Genomic DNA, 16,789 nt, shown 5'->3' with positions numbered 1-16,789 from the left:
GCCCCGCCGGGGCCCCTACTTCCCGCCCTCGTCGAGCGTGTGCTTGACGAGGGCGTTCGCGTGCCCGTGCCCGAGCCCGTGCTCCTCCTTCAGCCAGGCGACCAGCTCCATGTGCCTGGTCAGCGGCGAGGAGCGGATCAGCTCCTTCCAGTGCGCGATCGGCTGCCCGTACGTCTTCTCGATGGACGGGAAGTAGCCGGCGGGGCCCTTGGCGGCGGGGGTGGCGGTCATGGTGGGGCTCTCCTTCTTCGTTCGTTGTTCATAGGACCGGACGCGGCGTGAAAACTCATCGGTCGCGGGGGGTGACCCGGATCACATCCCGGGCGGCCCGGGCGGGGGCGAGGATCGGCCAGTCCGCACACCGCGCCGGCCTGCGGGGATGCGGGTGGACCTCCCGGCCCGCGGTGCGCCGGGGTGGCCGGAAATCGTGTGTCATTTGACCTGTGACATTGTTCTGACCTTCGGTCGGTGACAGGATCCACGCCAAATCTCCTTCCTTCAGCCCGACCCCACGTCGGGCTGCCCCCACTCGACGAAGGATTCCGCGTGCTCCTGCGCACCAGACTCTCCATGCTCGCGGCAGGCGTCGTCGCCTGTTGCGCCACGGCCACCGCCGTGCTGCCGGCCCAGGCCTTCGCGGCGCCCCCCGCCGCCACCGCCACCACCCCCGGCCCGGCTCCGACCACGCCCACGGCCGGCCCCGTCGGCCTCCCGGCCCCGACCACGACGACGGGTTCCGAGGACCACGCCGAGCCCGCCGCCCCGCTGCCCCCGGCGCTGCTCGGCGCGACGCGCCTGGCCGACCCGGCCGAGGCGGGCGCCCCCGCCCAGTTCAAGTCCCTCGCCGTGCAGAGCTGCACCGCGGCCGACTTCGCGGCCCGCACCGGGGCCGACCTGGTCGCGTTCATCAAGAGCTCGACCCCGGACTGCATCAAGTCGCTGTACAGCGGCGGCAAGGCCGACCCGAGCATCTTCCAGCAGTCCCGGATGCTGTCCGTCGCGGCCGCCCTCAAGGACCTGGCGGCCGGCTACACCGGCGACAACTCGACCGGCATCGCGCAACTGGTGAAGTACCTGCAGGTGGGCTACTTCATCCAGTTCAACTACCCGGCCGCGGCCGGCCCGTACACCCCCGCGCTCGCCGCCGCCGTCTCGTCCGCCCTGGACACCCTCTTCGCGGGCACCCGCTGGCGCGACGTCACCGAGGACAACGGCCGCATCCTCAAGGAGGTGGTGTGGCTGACCGACAGCGCCAACCTCCAGGCCCGCTACATGGGCGTCTACAAGCGGATCCTGGACGGGTACGACAACTCGTACAACGCGTTCCCGCAGATGATCAGCGCGGTCAACTCCGTGCTGTTCTACCCGCTCTGGGGAGGCTACCGGAACGCGGACTTCGTCCGGGCGCTCGCGGCCGACCCGGCCCTCATCAACTCGCTCGCCGACTTCGCGATCAACCACAGGGACCTGCTCGGCGGGCCCAACGCCGTCCTCGACACCAACGCGGGCAACGACCTGGCCCGGTTCGCCGGAACCAGCCCCGCCGCCGAGGCCCTGGCCAAGCCCCTGGTCAAGAAGGTGCTGGACTCCGCGCCGCTCCTCACGCCGCACGCGCCGCTGTACGTGTACACGGCCGTCCAGGCCGCCTACTACAACGGCGGTCAGTGCTCGTACTACGGCATCTGCGACCTGCCCGCCAAGCTCACCTCGGTGGTCCTGCCGAACCAGCTGGTCTGCGACAACCGCATCCTCCAGGCGCAGGCCCTGTCGGCCGCCGAACTGGCCACCGCCTGCGAGAGCCTGCGCAGCCAGGACGCGCTCTTCCACAACACGGTCAAGGACAACGGGCCCATCCCGAACCAGTACGCCAAGAACGTCACCTTCGGGATCTTCGCCAACAAGACCGACTACACGACCTACTCGTGGGCGATCTACGGCAACGACACCGACAACGGCGGCCAGACCGTCATGGACGCGACCGACCCGAACAAGCGGGCCGTGACCGTGATGTACCAGAAGGCCTGGAACGTCAACGACCCCGCGCGGGTGTGGAACCTCAACCACGAGTACACCCACTACCTCGACAGCATCTACAACCTGAAGGGCAACTACGACACCCAGTCGTCCGTTCCGAACAAGTGGTGGGTCGAGGGCCTCGCCGAGTACGTCTCGTACAGCCACCGCGGCGCCACCGACGTCGACGCGATGGCCCAGGCGGCCAAGCACACCTACAAGCTCAGCACCCTCTTCCAGAACACTTACGCCAACTCGGACTCGACCCGCACCTACCCGTGGGGCTACCTGGCCGTCCGGTACATGCTGGAGAAGCACCCGGCCGACGTCCAGGCGATGCTGGAGCGGTTCCGCGCCGGTGACTACCCCGGCGGCTACGCGGTCTACAACAACCTCGGCACCTCCTACGACGCCGACTTCGACGCCTGGCTCACCGCTTGCGCCGCCGGCGCCTGCTACGCGGCCGGCCCGACCTCGCTGTTCGACACCACGGTGAACGGCGCGACCGTCAGCGTGAGCGAGCGGTCCGTGCAGACCGGCCCGGGCCGGATCACCTCCTGGCACTGGACCTTCGGCGACGGCACCTCCTCGGACGAGCGCAACCCGAGCCACACCTACGCGGCGGCCGGCTCGTACACCGTCGCCCTGACCACCACCGACGACACCGGCCGCAGCGCCACCTCCCCGGCCACGGTCACCGTGACCGCCGCCCCGGCCACCCTGCCGACCTGCACCGAGCCGCGCGCCGACGCGATGGGCAAGAACTGCTCGCGCACCGGCCGCGCCGCGACCGCCGGCAACACCGACTACCTGTACGTCTACCTGCCGGCCGGCACCACCACCCTGAAGGTCACCGCCTCCGGCGGCACCGGCACCGCGCACCTGTACTACAACGCGGACACCTGGGCCTCGCCGAAGGCCTTCACCGCCTCCTCCACCGCCACCGGCACCACCCAGTCCATCACCGTCACCAACCCCACGGCCGGCTACCGCTACCTCAGCCTGCACGCCGTGACCGACTTCAGCGGCGTCACGATCAGCACCGAGTTCTGATCCCTGAAGCACGGCGACCGACGCCCGGCCGGGACTTCCCGGCCGGGCGTCGAAGCGCTGTGTGCGGGCGGGGGCCGTGCGCCAGACTGGCCGGATGGTGATGAACACGGCGGCGGCACTCGCCCACGGCGCGGAGCTGCTGCGCTCGGCGGAGCCGGCCGAACGGGCGGCCGGCTGCGACCTGGTGGGCGAGGCGGCCGACCGCGACGAGGCGGTCCGGGCCGAGGCGGCGGCCGTGCTGCTCGCACACGCCGAGCGGGAGCGGGACGGGAGCGTCCTGGCCTGGCTGGCGAGGGCCCTCGGGCGGACCGGCGACGGGCGGGCGGTGCCCGTCCTGGTCGCCCTGGCCGGTCACCCCGACGCCGGGGTACGGCGACAGGTCGCCTCCGCGCTCTCCCTCGACGAGGTGGCCGCCGGCCCGCCGGACGCCCCCGGTGTCCGCGCGCTCCTCACCCTGACCCGCGACCCCGACCCGGACGTCCGCGACTGGGCGACGTTCACGCTCGGGTTCCAGTGCGCGGCGGACGGCCCGCAGGTGCGGGCGGCGCTCTGGGAGCGGACCGGGGACGAGCACCCGGACGCCCGGGAGGAGGGCATCCGCGGCCTGGCCCGGCGGCGCGACCCGCGGGCCGTGCCGCTGATGCGCGAGCTGCTGGCGGATCCGCAGGGCGCGGCCGTGCTCACCTTCGGGGCGGCGGAGATCCTGGGCGCCCCCGAACTGCTGCCGCTGCTGGAGGACTACGACCCGGACGACCCCGGGGTGGCGCAGGCCCTCGCCGCCTGCGATCCGGCGCGGCGGGCCCGGCTGGACGGCGCGGCCTGGGAGCTGGTGCACGCGCTGGAGCGGTTGCGGCCCGACCTGGCGGCCGCGGTGTGGGCGGCCCGCTGCGAACCCGGGCTGACCCTGGGCGTCGGCGGCACCCCCGACGGGCCGGTCCACGACGTCGGGGCGCTCCTGACCCGGGCGGGCGGCGACCCGCTGCGGGCGGCCGAACTGGTGGGATCCGATCACCCGACGACCGGCACGCCCCGAGGCGGGCCCTAACATCGGCCCATGAGCGACACCGGCGACTGGAAGTCCGACCGCGTCGGCAGCGCCCTGCGCGGCGAGAACCCCACCGTCGTCCGGCGGCTGGCCGCCGGCTTCGCGGTGATGGGGGACGTGCAGTTCCTGCCCGGCTACGCGATCCTGCTCACCGACGAGCCGGGCGTCGAGCGGCTCACCGACCTGCCGCGGGCCCGCCGGCTGGCGTACCTGGAGGACCTCGACCGCCTCGGCGAGGCCGTCGAACGCGCCTGCCGGGCGGCCGACCCGGCCTTCCGCCGGGTCAACCTGGAGATCCTCGGCAACACCGACCCGATGCTGCACGCCCACGTCTGGCCCCGCTACGACTGGGAGCCCGCCGACCTCGTCCGCCTGCCCGTCTGGCTCTACCCCCGCACCCACTGGACCGCCCCGACCCACCCCCTCACCCCCGCCCACGACCCCCTGCGCACCGCCATCGGCGCGGAGCTGGATGCGCTGGGGTAAAGGCCAGTGGTGCAGACCACTCGTTCTCGTGAATCCGCTGACCGGGGGCGGGACGGGTGGCCGACTCGCGCCTACGCTGCGGGACATGGACATCGCCATCGTGCTCTTCGACGACTTCGAGCCGCTCGACGCGATCGGGCCGTACCAGGTGCTCGGCTACCTTCCGGGGGCCACCGTGCGGTTCGTGGCGGCGGGCGGGCGGGGGCCGGTGGCCGACAGCATCGGCGGGATGCGGCTGGAGGTGCCCGCCCGGTACGCGGACGTCGCGGCGTGCGACGTGCTGCTCGTGCCGGGCGGGCACGGCACCCGGCCGCTGATGGGCGACGAGGCCTTCGTCGGCTGGCTGCGCCGGGTGCACACGACCACCCGGTTCACCGCCTCCGTGTGCACCGGTGCGCTGCTGCTCGGGGCCGCCGGGCTGCTCGACGGCCTCGCCGCCACCACGCACTGGGCGGCCGCCGGCGAACTGGCCGCGTACGGTGCCACCTACACCCCCGAGCGGGTGGTGCGCCGCGACCGGATCGTCACGGCGGCCGGAGTCTCGGCCGGCATCGACATGGCGCTCCACCTCGCCGCCCTGCTCACCGACGAGACCACCGCCCGGGCGATCCAGCTGCACGCCGAGTACGACCCCCGCCCGCCCTTCGACAGCGGCTCCTGGGCGAAGGCCTCGCCCGCCGTCCGGGAGCGGATCAGGGAACTCTAGGGCCCGCCTTCGCAGCGAGGAAGGACTCCAGGGCGGCGGCCAGCGCGACCGGTGTCTCGTGCATCGGGTAGTGGCCGCTGGCGGGCAGCTCCCGCACGTCGGCGTTGGGGTAGTGGACGAGGAAGGTGGCGCGCATCGCCTCGGCGGTCAGTAGGAGGTCGTGCTCGCCGGCGAACACCCGGACCGGTACGGGGTTCCCGGCGACCGCCTCCACCAGGTCGGCGGTGGCCCAGTCGCGCACGTAGCGGCCGAACGCCTCGCGGGTGGACAGCTCCAGCGAGCGGTCCACCATCCCGTCGAGCCAGGCCCGGCCGGCCCGCCGCCCGGTCACCAGGTCCAGGATCTCGTACCGCTTCGCCCGGTCCTCGGCCGCGCCGTAGAACAGGGCCTCGCCGTCCGCGTCCATCGGGTACGGCCCGGCCGGGACGGGCGCCAGCCCGGCCAGCTTCCGCACCCGGTGCGGCGCCCGGGCGAGCACCTGCTGGGCGGCCTTGCCGCCCATCGAGTGCCCGACCAGCGAGAACTCCGGCCAGCCGAGCTGGTCGGCCAGCGCGAGCGCGTCGTCCGCGATCTCCGCCAGCGTGTAGGCGCCGGGCACGTCCTTGCGCTCGCCGTAGCCCCGGTAGTCGAGGAACGCGTAGGAGAAGGCGGAGCCGTCCAGGTAGTCCGGGAACGGCCCCCACCCGGCGCTGGTGCCGAACCAGTCGTGCAGCACCAGGACCTTGTGGGCGCCGGTACCGACCAAGCGGTGAGGGATCGTCATGCCCCGCTTACTGCCCGCCGGAGCCGGTCGCCGAACCCCGCACCCCCAGCACGCGCCGGTACGCCAGGCCCGGCCGTCCGCCGACGACCGCCTCGCCCTCCTCGGTGAAGCCGGTGCGGGCGAGCACCGCCCGGGAGGCCGCGTTGTCGACCGTGGTCACGGCGGTCAGCTCGCGCAGCCCGTACTCCCCGGCCGCCAGCCGGCACACCTGCTCGACGGCCGCCCGCGCCACGCCCCGTCCGGCGGCCGACTCGCCGACCCGGTAGCCGAGTTCGGCGCTGCCGCCCGCGGCGTCCACCAGGTTGACCCGCCCGACGATCCGCCCGCCGGCGTCCAGCACCACGTGGAAGTGGCAGGTGCCGTCGGCCTGTTCGGCGAGCAGCGCCCGGTGCCGGCCGGCGAACCCGGTCGCCGTGAAGTACGCGTCCCCCCGGTCCGGCACCGACCGCGCGAACCACGCCCGGTTCTCCCGCTCGAACGCCAGCACCGCCGCCGCGTGCCCGTCCGCCAGCCGCTCCAGCCGGATACCGCCACCTGTGATCATCCGCTCATGGTCATGTCCTGCGGCGACCGCTGTCCAGCGTGGACAATGCCGGTATGACAGAGGCGGGCGAGAGCGCACCGATCCTCCCGGTGCCGCGGGCGGAGGCCGTCGTCGGGCCCTCGCGCGAGCGGTACGACCCGTCGGCGCGGCTCGGCGTTCCCGCCCGCGTCACGGTGCCGCACCCGTTCCCGCCGGCCGACCGGCTGGACGCCGCGGTGCTCGGCGGCCTCGGCGAACTCCTCGCCGCCAGGGCCGACTTCCCCCTCTCCGCCCACCACGAAGGAGCGCCATGATCGGTCGGCTGCAGTGCCTCGTCCTCGACTGTCCGGACCCGGCGGTGCTGGCCCGGTTCTACGCCGGGCTGCTCGGTGGCGAGGTGGACCGGCCGGACCCGCGCTGGTCGCTCGGCGAGGACTGGTCCACCCTGCACACCCCCACCGGCCAGGTGCTCTGCTTCCAGCGCGTCGCCGACCACCGTCCGCCCCGCTGGCCGGACCCGGCGCACCCGCAGCAGGCCCACCTGGACGTCGACGTCCCCGACCTCGCCACCGCCGAGCCGGCCGTCCTCGCCCTCGGTGCCACCCTCCTCCACGACGCGGGCCGCTGGCGGATCTACGCCGACCCCGCCGGTCACCCGGTCTGCCTCCTCCCGGCCCACCCCTGAGCGTTCGGGGAGGTCAGCCGGCCGGAGCCCAGAAGCCGGTCAGCCGCGCGCGGCCGGGTCCGAGGCTCCGCCAGGGGCCGTCGACCGCGAGGACGGCGACGGCGGCGGTGGGGAACCCGGACCGCGCCACCTGCCGGGACAGCCCGTCCTCCGCCGCGTCCCGGCCCCGGGCCGCGAGGACGGCGACCAGGTCGTGGAGGCTCGGATTGTGGCCGACCACGACCAGGTCGCCCGAGCCCTCCGGCGTCTCCCGCAGGATCCCGATCAGCGCGTCGACCCCGGCCTCGCGGCGGTGGATGTCGACGCTGACGTCGTAGATCCGCCGCTCGTGGACGGTCGCGGGCGCCTCGGGGAGCGCCGCGCGGACGAGCTCCCAGGTCTCGCCGGTGCGCCGGGCGCTGGACACCCGCGCGAGGCCGGGCGCGACGCCGGACGCGGCGAGCCATCGTCCGGTCAGGGCGGCCTCGGTGCGGCCCCGCTCGTCCAGCCGCCGCTCGTGGTCGACCGCGGTCTCCCGTTCGGCCCGCGCGTGGCGGACCAGGACGATCCTCCGGGCGCCGTCGGCGGTCATGGTGCCTCCCCTTCCCCGGGCCGGAACGACCGGACGCACACGATCCGGCCGGTCCGCGGATGGTAGCAACAGCCCGTCAGGAGCCTTCGCCCGCCCGTGCCGCGGGCTCAGGCGATGCGGCGGACGCGCCGGATGGCGAGCGCGACGAGCAGGGCGGTCAGGGCGAGGAAGATCCCGGTCTCGATGGTCTGGAAGGTCCAGAAGCGGTCGGCCGGCTGGTACTCCAGCCAGTTGGTGTAGGGGCCGGGGCCGTAGCCGTCCCGGGCGAGGCCGGCCAGGCACTGGGTGACGCCTTCGCCGCCGCCGCCGCAGCTGATCCGGGCGTCGGGGATGACGAGGGCGCCGGTGCCGTTGCGCACGCCCTCCTGGTAGACCCACGAGCCGGCGAAGCGGTTGACCATGGCCGGACCGTCGACCGCGTAGGCGAGCGTCTCGGTCGGCATGAAGGAGGGGCGGGCGAGCAGTTCGACCAGGGCCCGGACGGCGATGAACGCGGCGAGCGAGATGCCCATCGCGGGCAGCACCCGGCGGCTGAGCGTGCCGGTCAGGATGCCGAGCGCGACCGCGAACAGGGTGTACCCGATCGGCGCGGTGCCCTGGACGTCGAAGACCAGGAAGCGGAAGCGGCCGAGGCCGTTGGCGGTGAGCGGCCCGAGCCACCAGGCGGAGCCGAGCGCGTAGCCGACGGACAGCACCAGCGCGACCGCGCCGACCAGGCCGAACTTGGTGAGGATCCAGCGCCGGCGGCTGATGCCCTGGGTCCAGACCAGCCGGTGGGTCCCGTTCTCGACCTCCCGGGCGACCAGCGGGGCGCCGAGGAAGACTCCGGCCAGGACCGGCAGCAGGACGAGGAGGATGGCCAGGTAGGTGGTCGTTTCGTACTTGCTCTTGAAGCGCTGGCTCAGCGCCTCGCAGCCGCCGCCGTCGACGAGTTCGGCGTGACCGAGGGCCCGCAGACAGGCGCCGAGGCCGGAGTCCTCGAAGGACGAGCGCATGGCCAGCCCGGTGGGCACGAGGACGGCGGCGAGCGCGGCGAGGGCCACGGCCGTCCACAGGGCCTGCTTGCGGTGCTGGCGCCAGGTCAGCCAGATCACGCGGCCACCTCCGGGAGCGCGGCGGTGCCGGGAGCACCGAGGTGGGCGAGGACGAGGTCCTCCAGGGTGACGTCGTGCACGGTCCAGCGGCTCTCGTCCACCGGGCCGTCGGTGCGCACCAGCAGGGTGGACTGCCGTTCGGTGTGGCTGGCCCGGATCACCGCGGCCACCCCGGGGACGGCGGCGCCCTCGGCGATCCTCGGGCCGACCAGCCGGCAGTGCGACGCGAGCAGGTCGTCGACGGACCCGACCAGTTGGGCCCGGGAGGTGTGCAGCAGTACGAGGTGGTCGCAGACCCGTTCGAGGTCGGCGAGCAGGTGGGAGGAGAGCAGGACGGTGGTCCCGTACTCGCCCACCGCGCCCATCAGGGCCTGCATGAACTCGTGCCGGGCCAGCGGGTCCAGCGCCGCCACCGGCTCGTCGAGCAGGAGCAGCCGGGGCCGCTTGGCGAGCGCCAGCGCGAGCGCCACCTGGGCGCGCTGGCCGCCGGAGAGCCTTCCGGCGGGCTTGTCGAGCGGGATGCCGAGCCGGGTGAGCCGGTCGCGGGCGACCGGTCCGTCCCAGCCCCGGGGGTTGAGCCGCCGGCCCATGGTGATCAGCTCGGTGGCGGTGAAGTCGGGGTAGAGCGGGGTGTCCTGGGCGACGAAGCCGAGGTCGGCCAGGGCGTCGCGGTCGTGGCGCGGGTCCCGTCCGAAGACGCGGACCTGCCCGGCGTCGGGCCGTAACAGGCCGACGGCGAGGTGGAGCAGGGTGGACTTGCCGGCGCCGTTGGGGCCGACGAGGGCGGCGATCCGCCCGGCGGGCAGCTCCAGCGAGCAGTCCTGGAGTGCCCAGGTCTGCCCGTAGCGCTTGCCCAGCGCCTCGGTGCGCAGAGCGACTTCCGTCATGTGTGTTCCCCCAAGATGACTGTCAGGCCGGCCCGGTCCCGTTGGTGGGCGGCCGGTCGGGCGTGGCCCGCAGAGTGGTGTCGACGAGCGCGGCGATGTCCTCGCGGGTGAGCCCGGCGGCCTGCGCCCTGCCCAGCCAGGCCACCAACTCCTCGCGCAGCGCGGCCTGGTGGGCCAGGGCCGGGCCGGCCAGGGTGCGGACCAGGAACGTCCCCACCCCGGGCCGGCCCTCGGCGAGCCCCTCCAGCTCCAGCTCCCGGTAGGCCTTGAGCACGGTGTTGGGGTTGATCGCCAGGGCCTGGGCCACGTCCCGCACCTTGGGGAGCCGGTCCCCGGGCTGCGCCAGTCCGACCCGCAGCGCCTGCTTCACCTGCAGGACCAGCTGCATGTACGTGGCCACCCGTGAGCGGCCGTCGAGCACGAACTCGATCACCAGTTGTTCTCCTGTCTTACGACAGTAAGACAGGATAGGCGCGGGTGAGTCAAGTGGCGAAACGGAACGATGAATTGACGGGAAGCCGGGGGAGCGCGGATCAGGCCAGCGTCAGGGTGTCGCCGACGGCGAGGCGGCCGGGGGCGGCGACCCCGGCGAGGGCGTCCAGCCGGCCGTCGTGGAACTGGACGAGGGCCTTGAGGATCTCCGGCGCGTGCGGCAGGCCGGGCTGGGCGGCGGTGGTCATCGCGCAGCGCTCGCTGGAGCGGACGAAGGCGAGCCGGGCGCCTGAGCGCGCGGAGCCGTGCGCCTCGCGCCCGAACCAGGTGTCCTCGGTGAACGGCGGGGTGCCCGGCGCGGTGCGCAGCAGGACGTTCGGGCGGAACCGGCGGACGTCCACCACGGCGGACGGCGCGGCCTCGGCGACCCAGTCCAGGGTGGCGGTGGTGAGCACGCTGACCGGGAGCTGGTCGAAGTGCGAGACGGCGTCCTCGCGGGCGAGTTCGACGTCCTCGCGCTGCAGGTAGGCGCGCAGGAAGGCGGCCGGGTCGAGGACCGGCCGGCCGAGCGGGTCGAACAGCTCGGGGCCGTCGAGCCGGTGGCCGAGCCGGGCGGAGAGGCGGAGCAGGCCGTCCATCCGCCGGAACCGGCGGGTGTTCTTGCCGGAGCCGAGCCTGCCGTCGCCGTCGCGCACGGCGTAGAGGCGGTCGCCCGCGAGCCCGCGGTCGTCCACCTCGACGGAGTCGAGCCGCTCGCCGCCGGTGGACTTCACGGGGTAGCGCCAGAGCTGCTCGATGACTCCGATGATCTCTGCCATGGCCGGACAGCGTACCGCCGCCCGCCGATGATGGTCTAGACCAAGTACCCGGCGTGGCAAGGCGTTCGTCCCCGGACGTTCACCCCAGCCGGGCGACCGCCCGCACCGGGGCCCCGTCCGCCGCCACCAGCCGCAGCGGGAAGAGCGACACCTCGACCGGCCGGCCCGCCTCCTGCGCGGCCAGCAGCGGCCGCAGGTCGGTCAGGTTCTCCGCGATCACCCCGCCGCCCGGCGCCCCGAGCAGCACCCGGTGCGCCGCCAGCGTCGGCTCCTCGGCGGCCGGCTGGTCGTGCTCGTCGGTGAGGTCGGCGAGCAGCGCGGCGACCGCCGGATCGCCCGGGCCCGGATCGGGGGTCGGGTCGACGCTGAGCGCGTCCACCCCGACGGTGCGCACCCCGGCGGCCACGATCGCCTCCGCGGCCCTCGCGGTCAGGCTCGGGTGGGCCAGGTAGGCGTCGGTGCCCCAGTGCCGCGCCCAGCCGGTGGCGAGCAGCAGGACGGTGCCCTCGCCGGCCCGCTCCAGCGCGGGCGCGAGCCGCTCGGCGGTGATCGCGGCCCGCGGTTCGAGGCCGCGCAGGTCGGCGACCACGGCCGGTCCGGTGAACCGCTCCAGCGGCAGGCCGTCCAGCGTCGGCCAGGTGACGTCGACGTGGTACGGCGCGTCCACGTGGGTGCCGGACTGCGAGCCGAGGTGCACGGCGAGCACGTTCACCCCGGCGGTGGCGGTGGTGAGGGCGGGCTCCAGGAGGACGGCCGGATCGCCGGGGTAGACCGGCATCGCGGTGGTCACCTGGTGGGTGAGGTCGACGAGGGTCGTGGCCATGCCGCCCATCCTCGCAGGGCGGGCCGGGGCGGAGTGAGGGGCCGAGTGGAGATAGAAAGTAGGCACTATGGAAAAGCCCGAACAGCCAGTGCGCCGCCCCTGGGTCGTCGGGGTCTCCGGCGCGTCCGGCACCCCGTACGCCGCCGCGGTGATCCGCGCCCTCCTCGCCGCGGGCGAGTCCGTCGACCTGGTGGTCAGCCGGGCCGCGCGGCTGACCATCCTGGACGAGACCGGCATCGCCTTCCGGGACGCGCACTGGCGGGCCGACCTGGCCACCTGGCTGGACGTCCCGGAGGACGGCCTGGAGGACGTCCGGTACTGGCCGGCGGGCGACTTCGCGGCCGGCCCGTCCAGCGGCTCGTACCCCGCGAAGGGGATGCTGGTGGTGCCCGCGACCACCGGCGCGGTGGCCGGGATCGCGCTCGGCCTCAGCAAGGACCTGCTGCAGCGGGTCGCCAGCGTCACCCTCAAGGAGCGGCGCCCGCTGGTCGTCTGCGTCCGCGAGACGCCACTCCACGGGGTGACGTTGAAGCACTTGGTGGAACTGGACGCGCAGGGCGCGGTCGTGCTCCCCGCCTCGCCCGGGTTCTACGCCGGCGGCTCCACCGTCGGCGAACTGGTCGGATTCGTCGCCGGACGGGTGCTGGACGCGGTCGGCGTGCCCCACACGCTGTACCGCCGTTGGGAGGGCGAGCTGGGCGCGGCGGCCCGCGGGGCCGAACGGTCGGCCTGAGGGGGAGTGAGATACCGCAGGACGGGAGAGTATGTTCTCTGCGATATCCGGGTTGGTCCGCGCACAGCGCCTTTGAATCCGGATAATGATCTGTGGGTCTGGTGAGGTTCGGAAGGACGCGGGACGGTATATGGACACGGTGGACAGACAGCTCATCCAGGCGCTGCGGGAGAACGGCCGCGCCTCCTACGCCGAGCTGGGCCGGTTGGTCGGCCTCTCCGGCCCGAGCGTCACGGACCGCATCAACCGCCTGGAGCAGGCCGGCGTCATCACCGGCTACCGCGCGACGGTCAACCCGGCCTCGCTCGGCTTCGGGGTCACGGCCCTGATCGGCCTCCAGCTGACCGACGCGGCGGACCACGAGGACGTGGCGTTCCGGCTGAAGGACCTCGGTGAGGTCGAGGACTGCTGGTTCATCGCCGGTGATGACTCGTACATGCTCAAGGTCCGGGTGCCGGACGTCGAGGGCCTGGAGTCGGTGGTGAAGCGGATCTCGGGCACGAAGGGCGTGGCCCGCACCCGGACGACCGTCGTACTCTCCACGAAGTGGGAGAGCCGGGTCAGCGAGCTGCCGCTCGCCGACGGCGAGTAACCAACGGTACGGACGGAACGCGGGGGAGTGGCGGTCATGGCACTGGTCGGTCTGGAGGAACTGCGCGCGGCCCGGCAGCGGATCGCGGGCGTCGCGGTGCGCACCCCGCTGGTCCCCGCCCCCTGGGCGGCGGACGGCGAGCGCCGGCTCTGGCTGAAGCCGGAGAACCTCCAGCCGACCGGGGCGTTCAAGACCCGCGGGGCGTACAACCGGCTCGCCGCGCTGAGCGGGGACGAGCGCGCCCGCGGCGTGGTCGCCCAGTCCAGCGGCAACCACGCGCAGGCGGTGGCGTACGCCGCGGGGCTGCTCGGGATCAAGGCCGTGATCGTGATGCCGGACACCTCGCCGGCGGTCAAGGTCGAGGCCACCCGCTCGTTCGGTGCCGAGGTGCTGCTGGTGTCGCCGCAGGAGCGCGACACGGTGCCCGCCGAGCTGGCCGAGCGGCACGGCTACGTCTGGGTGCCGCCGTACGACGACCCGTTCATCATCGCGGGCCAGGGCACGGTCGGCCTGGAGATCGCCGAGGACGCCCCGGCGGAGCTGGACACCGTGCTCGTCCCGGTCAGCGGCGGCGGGCTGATCGGCGGCACGGCGGCGGCGCTCAAGCTGACCCGCCCCGGTGTGCGGGTGGTCGGTGTCGAGCCCGAACTGGCCGCCGACGCCCAGGCCAGCCTGCGGGCCGGCGAGCGGATCGCCTGGCCGGTCGCCGACACCTACCGGACGATCGCCGACGGCCTGCGCACCCCCTCGGTGGGCGCGCTGCCGTACGAGCACCTCACCGCCTACGTGGACGACATCGTCACCGTCACCGAGGACGAGATCCGGGCCACCGTGGCGCTGCTGGCCCGGCGCGGGCGGATCGTCGCCGAGCCGTCCGGCGCGGTCGCCCCGGCCGCCTACTTCCACCGGGCCGCCGAGCTCGGCGGGCAGGCCGTGGCCGCCGTGGTGAGCGGCGGCAACATCGAGCCCTCGCTGCTGGCGGAGCTGCTCGCCGGCTGACCCGCGCGGGGCGGCTGCCCGCGAACCGCCCCCGGTGGGGGCGTACGCTCGTTCCGGCAAGGATTCGAAGTCGGAGGAGGCGGGGCACCGCATGGACGCAGGGCTCAAGCGCGAGCTGGAGGCGAAGGTCTACGCGGGTGAGCGGCTGACCCGGGAGGACGGGATCGCGCTCTACGGGAGCGACGACCTGGCATGGCTGGGCGGCCTCGCCCACCACGTGCGGACGCGGAAGAACGGCGACGTCGTCCACTTCAACGTCAACCGTCACCTCAACATGACCAACGTGTGCAACGCGTCCTGCGCGTACTGCTCGTTCCAGCGCAAGCCGGGCGAGAAGGACGCCTACACGATGCGCATCGAGGAGGCCGTCCGCCTGGCCAAGGCCATGGAGGTGGACTCCCTCACCGAGCTGCACATCGTCAACGGCCTGCACCCGACCCTGCCGTGGCGCTACTACCCGCGCTCGCTGCGGGAGCTGAAGGCGGCGCTGCCGAACGTCTCGCTCAAGGCCTTCACCGCCACCGAGATCCACTGGTTCGAGCGGATCAGCGGCCTGCCCGCCGACGAGATCCTCGACGAGCTGATCGACGCGGGCCTGGAGTCGCTGACCGGCGGTGGCGCGGAGATCTTCGACTGGGAGGTCCGCCAGCACATCGTCGACCACGACACCCACTGGGAGGACTGGTCGCGGATCCACCGGCTCGCCCACAGCAAGGGCCTCAAGACGCCGGCCACCATGCTGTACGGCCACATCGAGGAGCCCCGCCACCGGGTGGACCACGTGCTGCGGCTGCGTGAGCTGCAGGACGAGACCGGCGGCTTCCAGGTCTTCATCCCGCTGCGCTACCAGCACGACTTCCACGACTCCAAGGACGGCGTGGTGCGCAACAAGCTGATGGCGCGCACCGAGATGGCCACCGGCGCCGAGGCGCTGAAGACCTTCGCGGTCTCCCGGCTGCTCTTCGACAACGTGCCGCACGTCAAGGTCTTCTGGGTGATGCACGGCGTCACCACCGCGCAGCTGGCGCTCAGCCACGGCGCGGACGACATGGACGGCTCGGTGGTCGAGTACAAGATCACCCATGACGCGGACAACTTCGGCACCCCGAACAAGCTGAGCCGCGAGGACCTGCTCGGCCTGATCCGGGACGCCGGCTTCCGCCCGGTGGAGCGCAACACCCGCTACGAGATCATCCGCGAGTACGACGGCCCTGACCTGGCCCGCCGGGAGACCCCGCAGGCGATGCGCCTCTGACCACGGGCCGCCGCCCGGGCCCCCGGGGCCCGGGCGGCGGCTTCTTCACGGGGCCCGCACAGGCCCCCGGGTTTCGCAACCCGGCCTCCGTTTGGCAGGATCGGCCACATGTCCGGTTACCGTCGCACCTCCCCGTACCCGTCGTACGAGCCGGTGTACGAGGCGGTGTACGAGGCGCCGCAGCAGTCGTACGGCGCCCAGCAGCAGCCGTACGGCGGCGATCAGGAGTACGACGCCCCGCTGTACCAGGTGCAGGACCAGGGGCACGGAAACCACGACGGCGACGACGGGTACGACGCGTACGACGCGTACGACCAGCCGTTCCGGACCTCGCCCGCCGAGCCGGAGGCCCGGCCGCAGCCGGAGCCGGCGCCGCTGCCCCGGCAGCGCGCGGCCGCCGCCCCGGCCGGCGGCCGCGCGGCCGCCCGCGGGCACCGGCGCAAGCCCAAGAAGAAGCGCACCGGCCGCGTCGCCGTCGCCGGCACCGCGCTGCTGCTGGCGGCCGCCGCCGGCTGGTACACCGTCGGCGAGGACTCCGCCCGCCCCGGCGTGACCACCGCCGACGGCCCCGGCCCCGAGGGCGTCGGGACCCCCGACCGGCCGGCCGCGCAGCCGGTGGCCGACCAGGCCTCGCCGACCGCCCCGGCCGCCCAGGCCGCCGACGCCCGGCAGAGCGAGGTCCCCGCCGCCGGCCGCAGCGAGGCCCGCGCCGACGGCTCGGTCGAGGCGATCCCGGGCCTCGGTGCCGCTTTCGTCGGCCGGATACCCGCCGAGACCACCCAGGTGGTGCTGGCCAGCGGCGAGGGCAGGGACACCAACCGGGCCACCGTCACGCTGTGGAGCCGCACCGCCGAGGGCCGCTGGCTGGCCGGTGAGAGCTGGCAGGGCCACAACGCGTTCAAGGGCTGGACCACCGATCACAACGAGGGCGACCTGCGCAGCCCGATCGGCGTCTTCTCGCTCACCGACGCCGGCGGACGCAAGGCCGATCCGGGCAGCAGGCTCCCCTACGACAAGGACGCCAACTTCGTGGTCTCCGGGACGGGCTTCGCCGGCGAGCAGCTGGCCGGCTCCTTCGACTACGTCGTCGCGATCAACTACAACCGGGTGCCCGGCAACTCCCCGCTCGACCCGCGCCGCCCGAACGGCTCGACCAAGGGCGGCGGGATCTGGATCCACGTCGACCACGGCGGTCCGACGCACGGCTGCGTCTCCATCCCGGAGGACAAGATGGCGCAGCTGATCCGCACCCTGGACCCGGCCGCCCACCCGGTGATCGTGATGGGCGACGCCCCTTCGCTGGCCGCCTGA

The 16,789-nt window shown here is 73.9% G+C and carries 20 protein-coding genes; 11 read left to right on the top strand and 9 right to left on the bottom strand.

Annotated features, from left to right (window positions below; genetic code table 11):
- Positions 1-15 precede the first annotated feature (15 nt).
- Complete coding sequence (locus tag ABT238_RS02640; RefSeq protein ID WP_350755313.1) at positions 16-231, bottom strand: DUF4287 domain-containing protein; 216 nt, start codon at positions 229-231, stop codon at positions 16-18.
- Positions 232-546: 315 nt separating this feature from the next.
- Here ABT238_RS02640 and ABT238_RS02635 point away from each other — a divergent pair, with 315 nt between their 5' ends.
- From ABT238_RS02635 to ABT238_RS02620, 4 genes are all read left to right on the top strand, one after another.
- Positions 547-3,066: a collagenase gene (locus ABT238_RS02635; RefSeq protein ID WP_350755311.1), complete on the top strand. Its 2,520-nt coding sequence runs from the start codon at positions 547-549 to the stop codon at positions 3,064-3,066.
- Between the two features lie 94 nt (positions 3,067-3,160).
- The gene (locus ABT238_RS02630; protein ID WP_350561678.1) at positions 3,161-4,111 is read left to right on the top strand and encodes a HEAT repeat domain-containing protein; all 951 of its coding nucleotides are present in this window, start codon (positions 3,161-3,163) and stop codon (positions 4,109-4,111) included.
- Between the two features lie 9 nt (positions 4,112-4,120).
- Positions 4,121-4,597 carry an HIT family protein gene (locus ABT238_RS02625; RefSeq protein WP_350561680.1) on the top strand — a complete coding sequence of 159 codons (477 nt, stop codon included), beginning with the start codon at positions 4,121-4,123 and terminating at the stop codon, positions 4,595-4,597.
- An 85-nt stretch (positions 4,598-4,682) separates the two neighbouring features.
- A complete protein-coding gene (locus ABT238_RS02620) occupies positions 4,683-5,303 on the top strand; it encodes a DJ-1/PfpI family protein (protein ID WP_350561682.1) in 621 nt (206 codons plus the stop codon).
- Here ABT238_RS02620 and ABT238_RS02615 read toward each other — a convergent pair.
- Both ABT238_RS02615 and ABT238_RS02610 read right to left on the bottom strand, forming a co-directional pair.
- Positions 5,290-6,066 carry an alpha/beta fold hydrolase gene (locus ABT238_RS02615; protein WP_350561684.1) on the bottom strand — a complete coding sequence of 259 codons (777 nt, stop codon included), beginning with the start codon at positions 6,064-6,066 and terminating at the stop codon, positions 5,290-5,292. The two genes, ABT238_RS02620 and ABT238_RS02615, sit on opposite strands and share 14 nt — an antisense overlap.
- A gap of 7 nt (positions 6,067-6,073) precedes the next feature.
- Positions 6,074-6,610 carry a GNAT family N-acetyltransferase gene (locus ABT238_RS02610; protein WP_350755309.1) on the bottom strand — a complete coding sequence of 179 codons (537 nt, stop codon included), beginning with the start codon at positions 6,608-6,610 and terminating at the stop codon, positions 6,074-6,076.
- 53 nt (positions 6,611-6,663) lie between these two features.
- Here ABT238_RS02610 and ABT238_RS02605 point away from each other — a divergent pair, with 53 nt between their 5' ends.
- Both ABT238_RS02605 and ABT238_RS02600 read left to right on the top strand, forming a co-directional pair.
- Positions 6,664-6,903 (top strand): hypothetical protein, encoded by a 240-nt coding sequence (locus ABT238_RS02605; protein WP_350755307.1) that lies wholly within the window; start codon positions 6,664-6,666, stop codon positions 6,901-6,903.
- Entirely contained in the window at positions 6,900-7,274 is a 375-nt protein-coding gene (locus tag ABT238_RS02600) for a VOC family protein (RefSeq protein ID WP_350561689.1), read from the top strand. The genes ABT238_RS02605 and ABT238_RS02600 overlap by 4 nt, the downstream gene beginning before the upstream one ends.
- Positions 7,275-7,287: 13 nt before the next feature.
- Here the strand turns inward: ABT238_RS02600 and ABT238_RS02595 are convergent, their stop codons facing one another.
- The 6 genes from ABT238_RS02595 to ABT238_RS02570 form a co-directional block, all read right to left on the bottom strand.
- Entirely contained in the window at positions 7,288-7,845 is a 558-nt protein-coding gene (locus tag ABT238_RS02595; protein ID WP_350561691.1) for a SixA phosphatase family protein, read from the bottom strand.
- Positions 7,846-7,952: 107 nt separating this feature from the next.
- Positions 7,953-8,939 (bottom strand): ABC transporter permease, encoded by a 987-nt coding sequence (locus ABT238_RS02590; RefSeq protein ID WP_350755305.1) that lies wholly within the window; start codon positions 8,937-8,939, stop codon positions 7,953-7,955.
- Positions 8,936-9,826 carry an ABC transporter ATP-binding protein gene (locus tag ABT238_RS02585; protein ID WP_350755303.1) on the bottom strand — a complete coding sequence of 297 codons (891 nt, stop codon included), beginning with the start codon at positions 9,824-9,826 and terminating at the stop codon, positions 8,936-8,938. The genes ABT238_RS02590 and ABT238_RS02585 overlap by 4 nt, the downstream gene beginning before the upstream one ends.
- A gap of 22 nt (positions 9,827-9,848) precedes the next feature.
- Positions 9,849-10,259 (bottom strand): GntR family transcriptional regulator, encoded by a 411-nt coding sequence (locus ABT238_RS02580; RefSeq protein ID WP_350755301.1) that lies wholly within the window; start codon positions 10,257-10,259, stop codon positions 9,849-9,851.
- 100 nt (positions 10,260-10,359) lie between these two features.
- Entirely contained in the window at positions 10,360-11,076 is a 717-nt protein-coding gene (locus tag ABT238_RS02575) for an MOSC domain-containing protein (RefSeq protein ID WP_350561699.1), read from the bottom strand.
- Positions 11,077-11,155: 79 nt separating this feature from the next.
- On the bottom strand, positions 11,156-11,899 hold the full coding sequence (locus tag ABT238_RS02570; protein WP_350561701.1) for a cyclase family protein: 744 nt from the start codon (positions 11,897-11,899) through the stop codon (positions 11,156-11,158).
- Positions 11,900-11,966: 67 nt separating this feature from the next.
- On the opposite strand from ABT238_RS02570, the gene ABT238_RS02565 reads away from it, so the two are divergent.
- The 5 genes from ABT238_RS02565 to ABT238_RS02545 all read left to right on the top strand — a co-directional run bounded on the left by ABT238_RS02565 (position 11,967) and on the right by ABT238_RS02545 (position 16,789).
- Positions 11,967-12,632, top strand: a complete 666-nt coding sequence (locus ABT238_RS02565) for a UbiX family flavin prenyltransferase (RefSeq protein ID WP_350561703.1) — start codon at positions 11,967-11,969, stop codon at positions 12,630-12,632.
- Positions 12,633-12,762: 130 nt separating this feature from the next.
- On the top strand, positions 12,763-13,224 hold the full coding sequence (locus ABT238_RS02560) for an Lrp/AsnC family transcriptional regulator (RefSeq protein WP_350561705.1): 462 nt from the start codon (positions 12,763-12,765) through the stop codon (positions 13,222-13,224).
- Between the two features lie 36 nt (positions 13,225-13,260).
- Positions 13,261-14,223 carry a threonine ammonia-lyase gene (locus ABT238_RS02555; protein WP_350561707.1) on the top strand — a complete coding sequence of 321 codons (963 nt, stop codon included), beginning with the start codon at positions 13,261-13,263 and terminating at the stop codon, positions 14,221-14,223.
- A gap of 91 nt (positions 14,224-14,314) precedes the next feature.
- On the top strand, positions 14,315-15,478 hold the full coding sequence (gene mqnE, locus ABT238_RS02550) for an aminofutalosine synthase MqnE (RefSeq protein ID WP_350561709.1): 1,164 nt from the start codon (positions 14,315-14,317) through the stop codon (positions 15,476-15,478).
- A gap of 108 nt (positions 15,479-15,586) precedes the next feature.
- On the top strand, positions 15,587-16,789 hold the full coding sequence (locus tag ABT238_RS02545; protein ID WP_350755300.1) for a L,D-transpeptidase family protein: 1,203 nt from the start codon (positions 15,587-15,589) through the stop codon (positions 16,787-16,789).

It is taken from the genome of Kitasatospora sp. NPDC001527 (assembly GCF_040298605.1).
Lineage (GTDB): Bacteria > Actinomycetota > Actinomycetes > Streptomycetales > Streptomycetaceae > Kitasatospora.
This window is presented reverse-complemented; position numbering and strand designations above follow the sequence as displayed.

Bases quoted from the DNA above. Each gene is read 5' to 3' on its own strand.
- ABT238_RS02640 (WP_350755313.1), bottom strand. From the start codon at position 231: ATGACCGCCACCCCCGCCGCCAAGGGCCCCGCCGGCTACTTCCCGTCC.
- ABT238_RS02630 (WP_350561678.1), top strand. From the start codon at position 3,161: ATGGTGATGAACACGGCGGCGGCACTCGCCCACGGCGCGGAGCTGCTG.
- ABT238_RS02625 (WP_350561680.1), top strand. From the start codon at position 4,121: ATGAGCGACACCGGCGACTGGAAGTCCGACCGCGTCGGCAGCGCCCTG.
- ABT238_RS02620 (WP_350561682.1), top strand. From the start codon at position 4,683: ATGGACATCGCCATCGTGCTCTTCGACGACTTCGAGCCGCTCGACGCG.
- ABT238_RS02615 (WP_350561684.1), bottom strand. From the start codon at position 6,066: ATGACGATCCCTCACCGCTTGGTCGGTACCGGCGCCCACAAGGTCCTG.
- ABT238_RS02610 (WP_350755309.1), bottom strand. From the start codon at position 6,610: ATGATCACAGGTGGCGGTATCCGGCTGGAGCGGCTGGCGGACGGGCAC.
- ABT238_RS02605 (WP_350755307.1), top strand. From the start codon at position 6,664: ATGACAGAGGCGGGCGAGAGCGCACCGATCCTCCCGGTGCCGCGGGCG.
- ABT238_RS02600 (WP_350561689.1), top strand. From the start codon at position 6,900: ATGATCGGTCGGCTGCAGTGCCTCGTCCTCGACTGTCCGGACCCGGCG.
- ABT238_RS02595 (WP_350561691.1), bottom strand. From the start codon at position 7,845: ATGACCGCCGACGGCGCCCGGAGGATCGTCCTGGTCCGCCACGCGCGG.
- ABT238_RS02585 (WP_350755303.1), bottom strand. From the start codon at position 9,826: ATGACGGAAGTCGCTCTGCGCACCGAGGCGCTGGGCAAGCGCTACGGG.
- ABT238_RS02575 (WP_350561699.1), bottom strand. From the start codon at position 11,076: ATGGCAGAGATCATCGGAGTCATCGAGCAGCTCTGGCGCTACCCCGTG.
- ABT238_RS02570 (WP_350561701.1), bottom strand. From the start codon at position 11,899: ATGGCCACGACCCTCGTCGACCTCACCCACCAGGTGACCACCGCGATG.
- ABT238_RS02565 (WP_350561703.1), top strand. From the start codon at position 11,967: ATGGAAAAGCCCGAACAGCCAGTGCGCCGCCCCTGGGTCGTCGGGGTC.
- ABT238_RS02560 (WP_350561705.1), top strand. From the start codon at position 12,763: ATGGACACGGTGGACAGACAGCTCATCCAGGCGCTGCGGGAGAACGGC.
- ABT238_RS02555 (WP_350561707.1), top strand. From the start codon at position 13,261: ATGGCACTGGTCGGTCTGGAGGAACTGCGCGCGGCCCGGCAGCGGATC.
- mqnE (WP_350561709.1), top strand. From the start codon at position 14,315: ATGGACGCAGGGCTCAAGCGCGAGCTGGAGGCGAAGGTCTACGCGGGT.
- ABT238_RS02545 (WP_350755300.1), top strand. From the start codon at position 15,587: ATGTCCGGTTACCGTCGCACCTCCCCGTACCCGTCGTACGAGCCGGTG.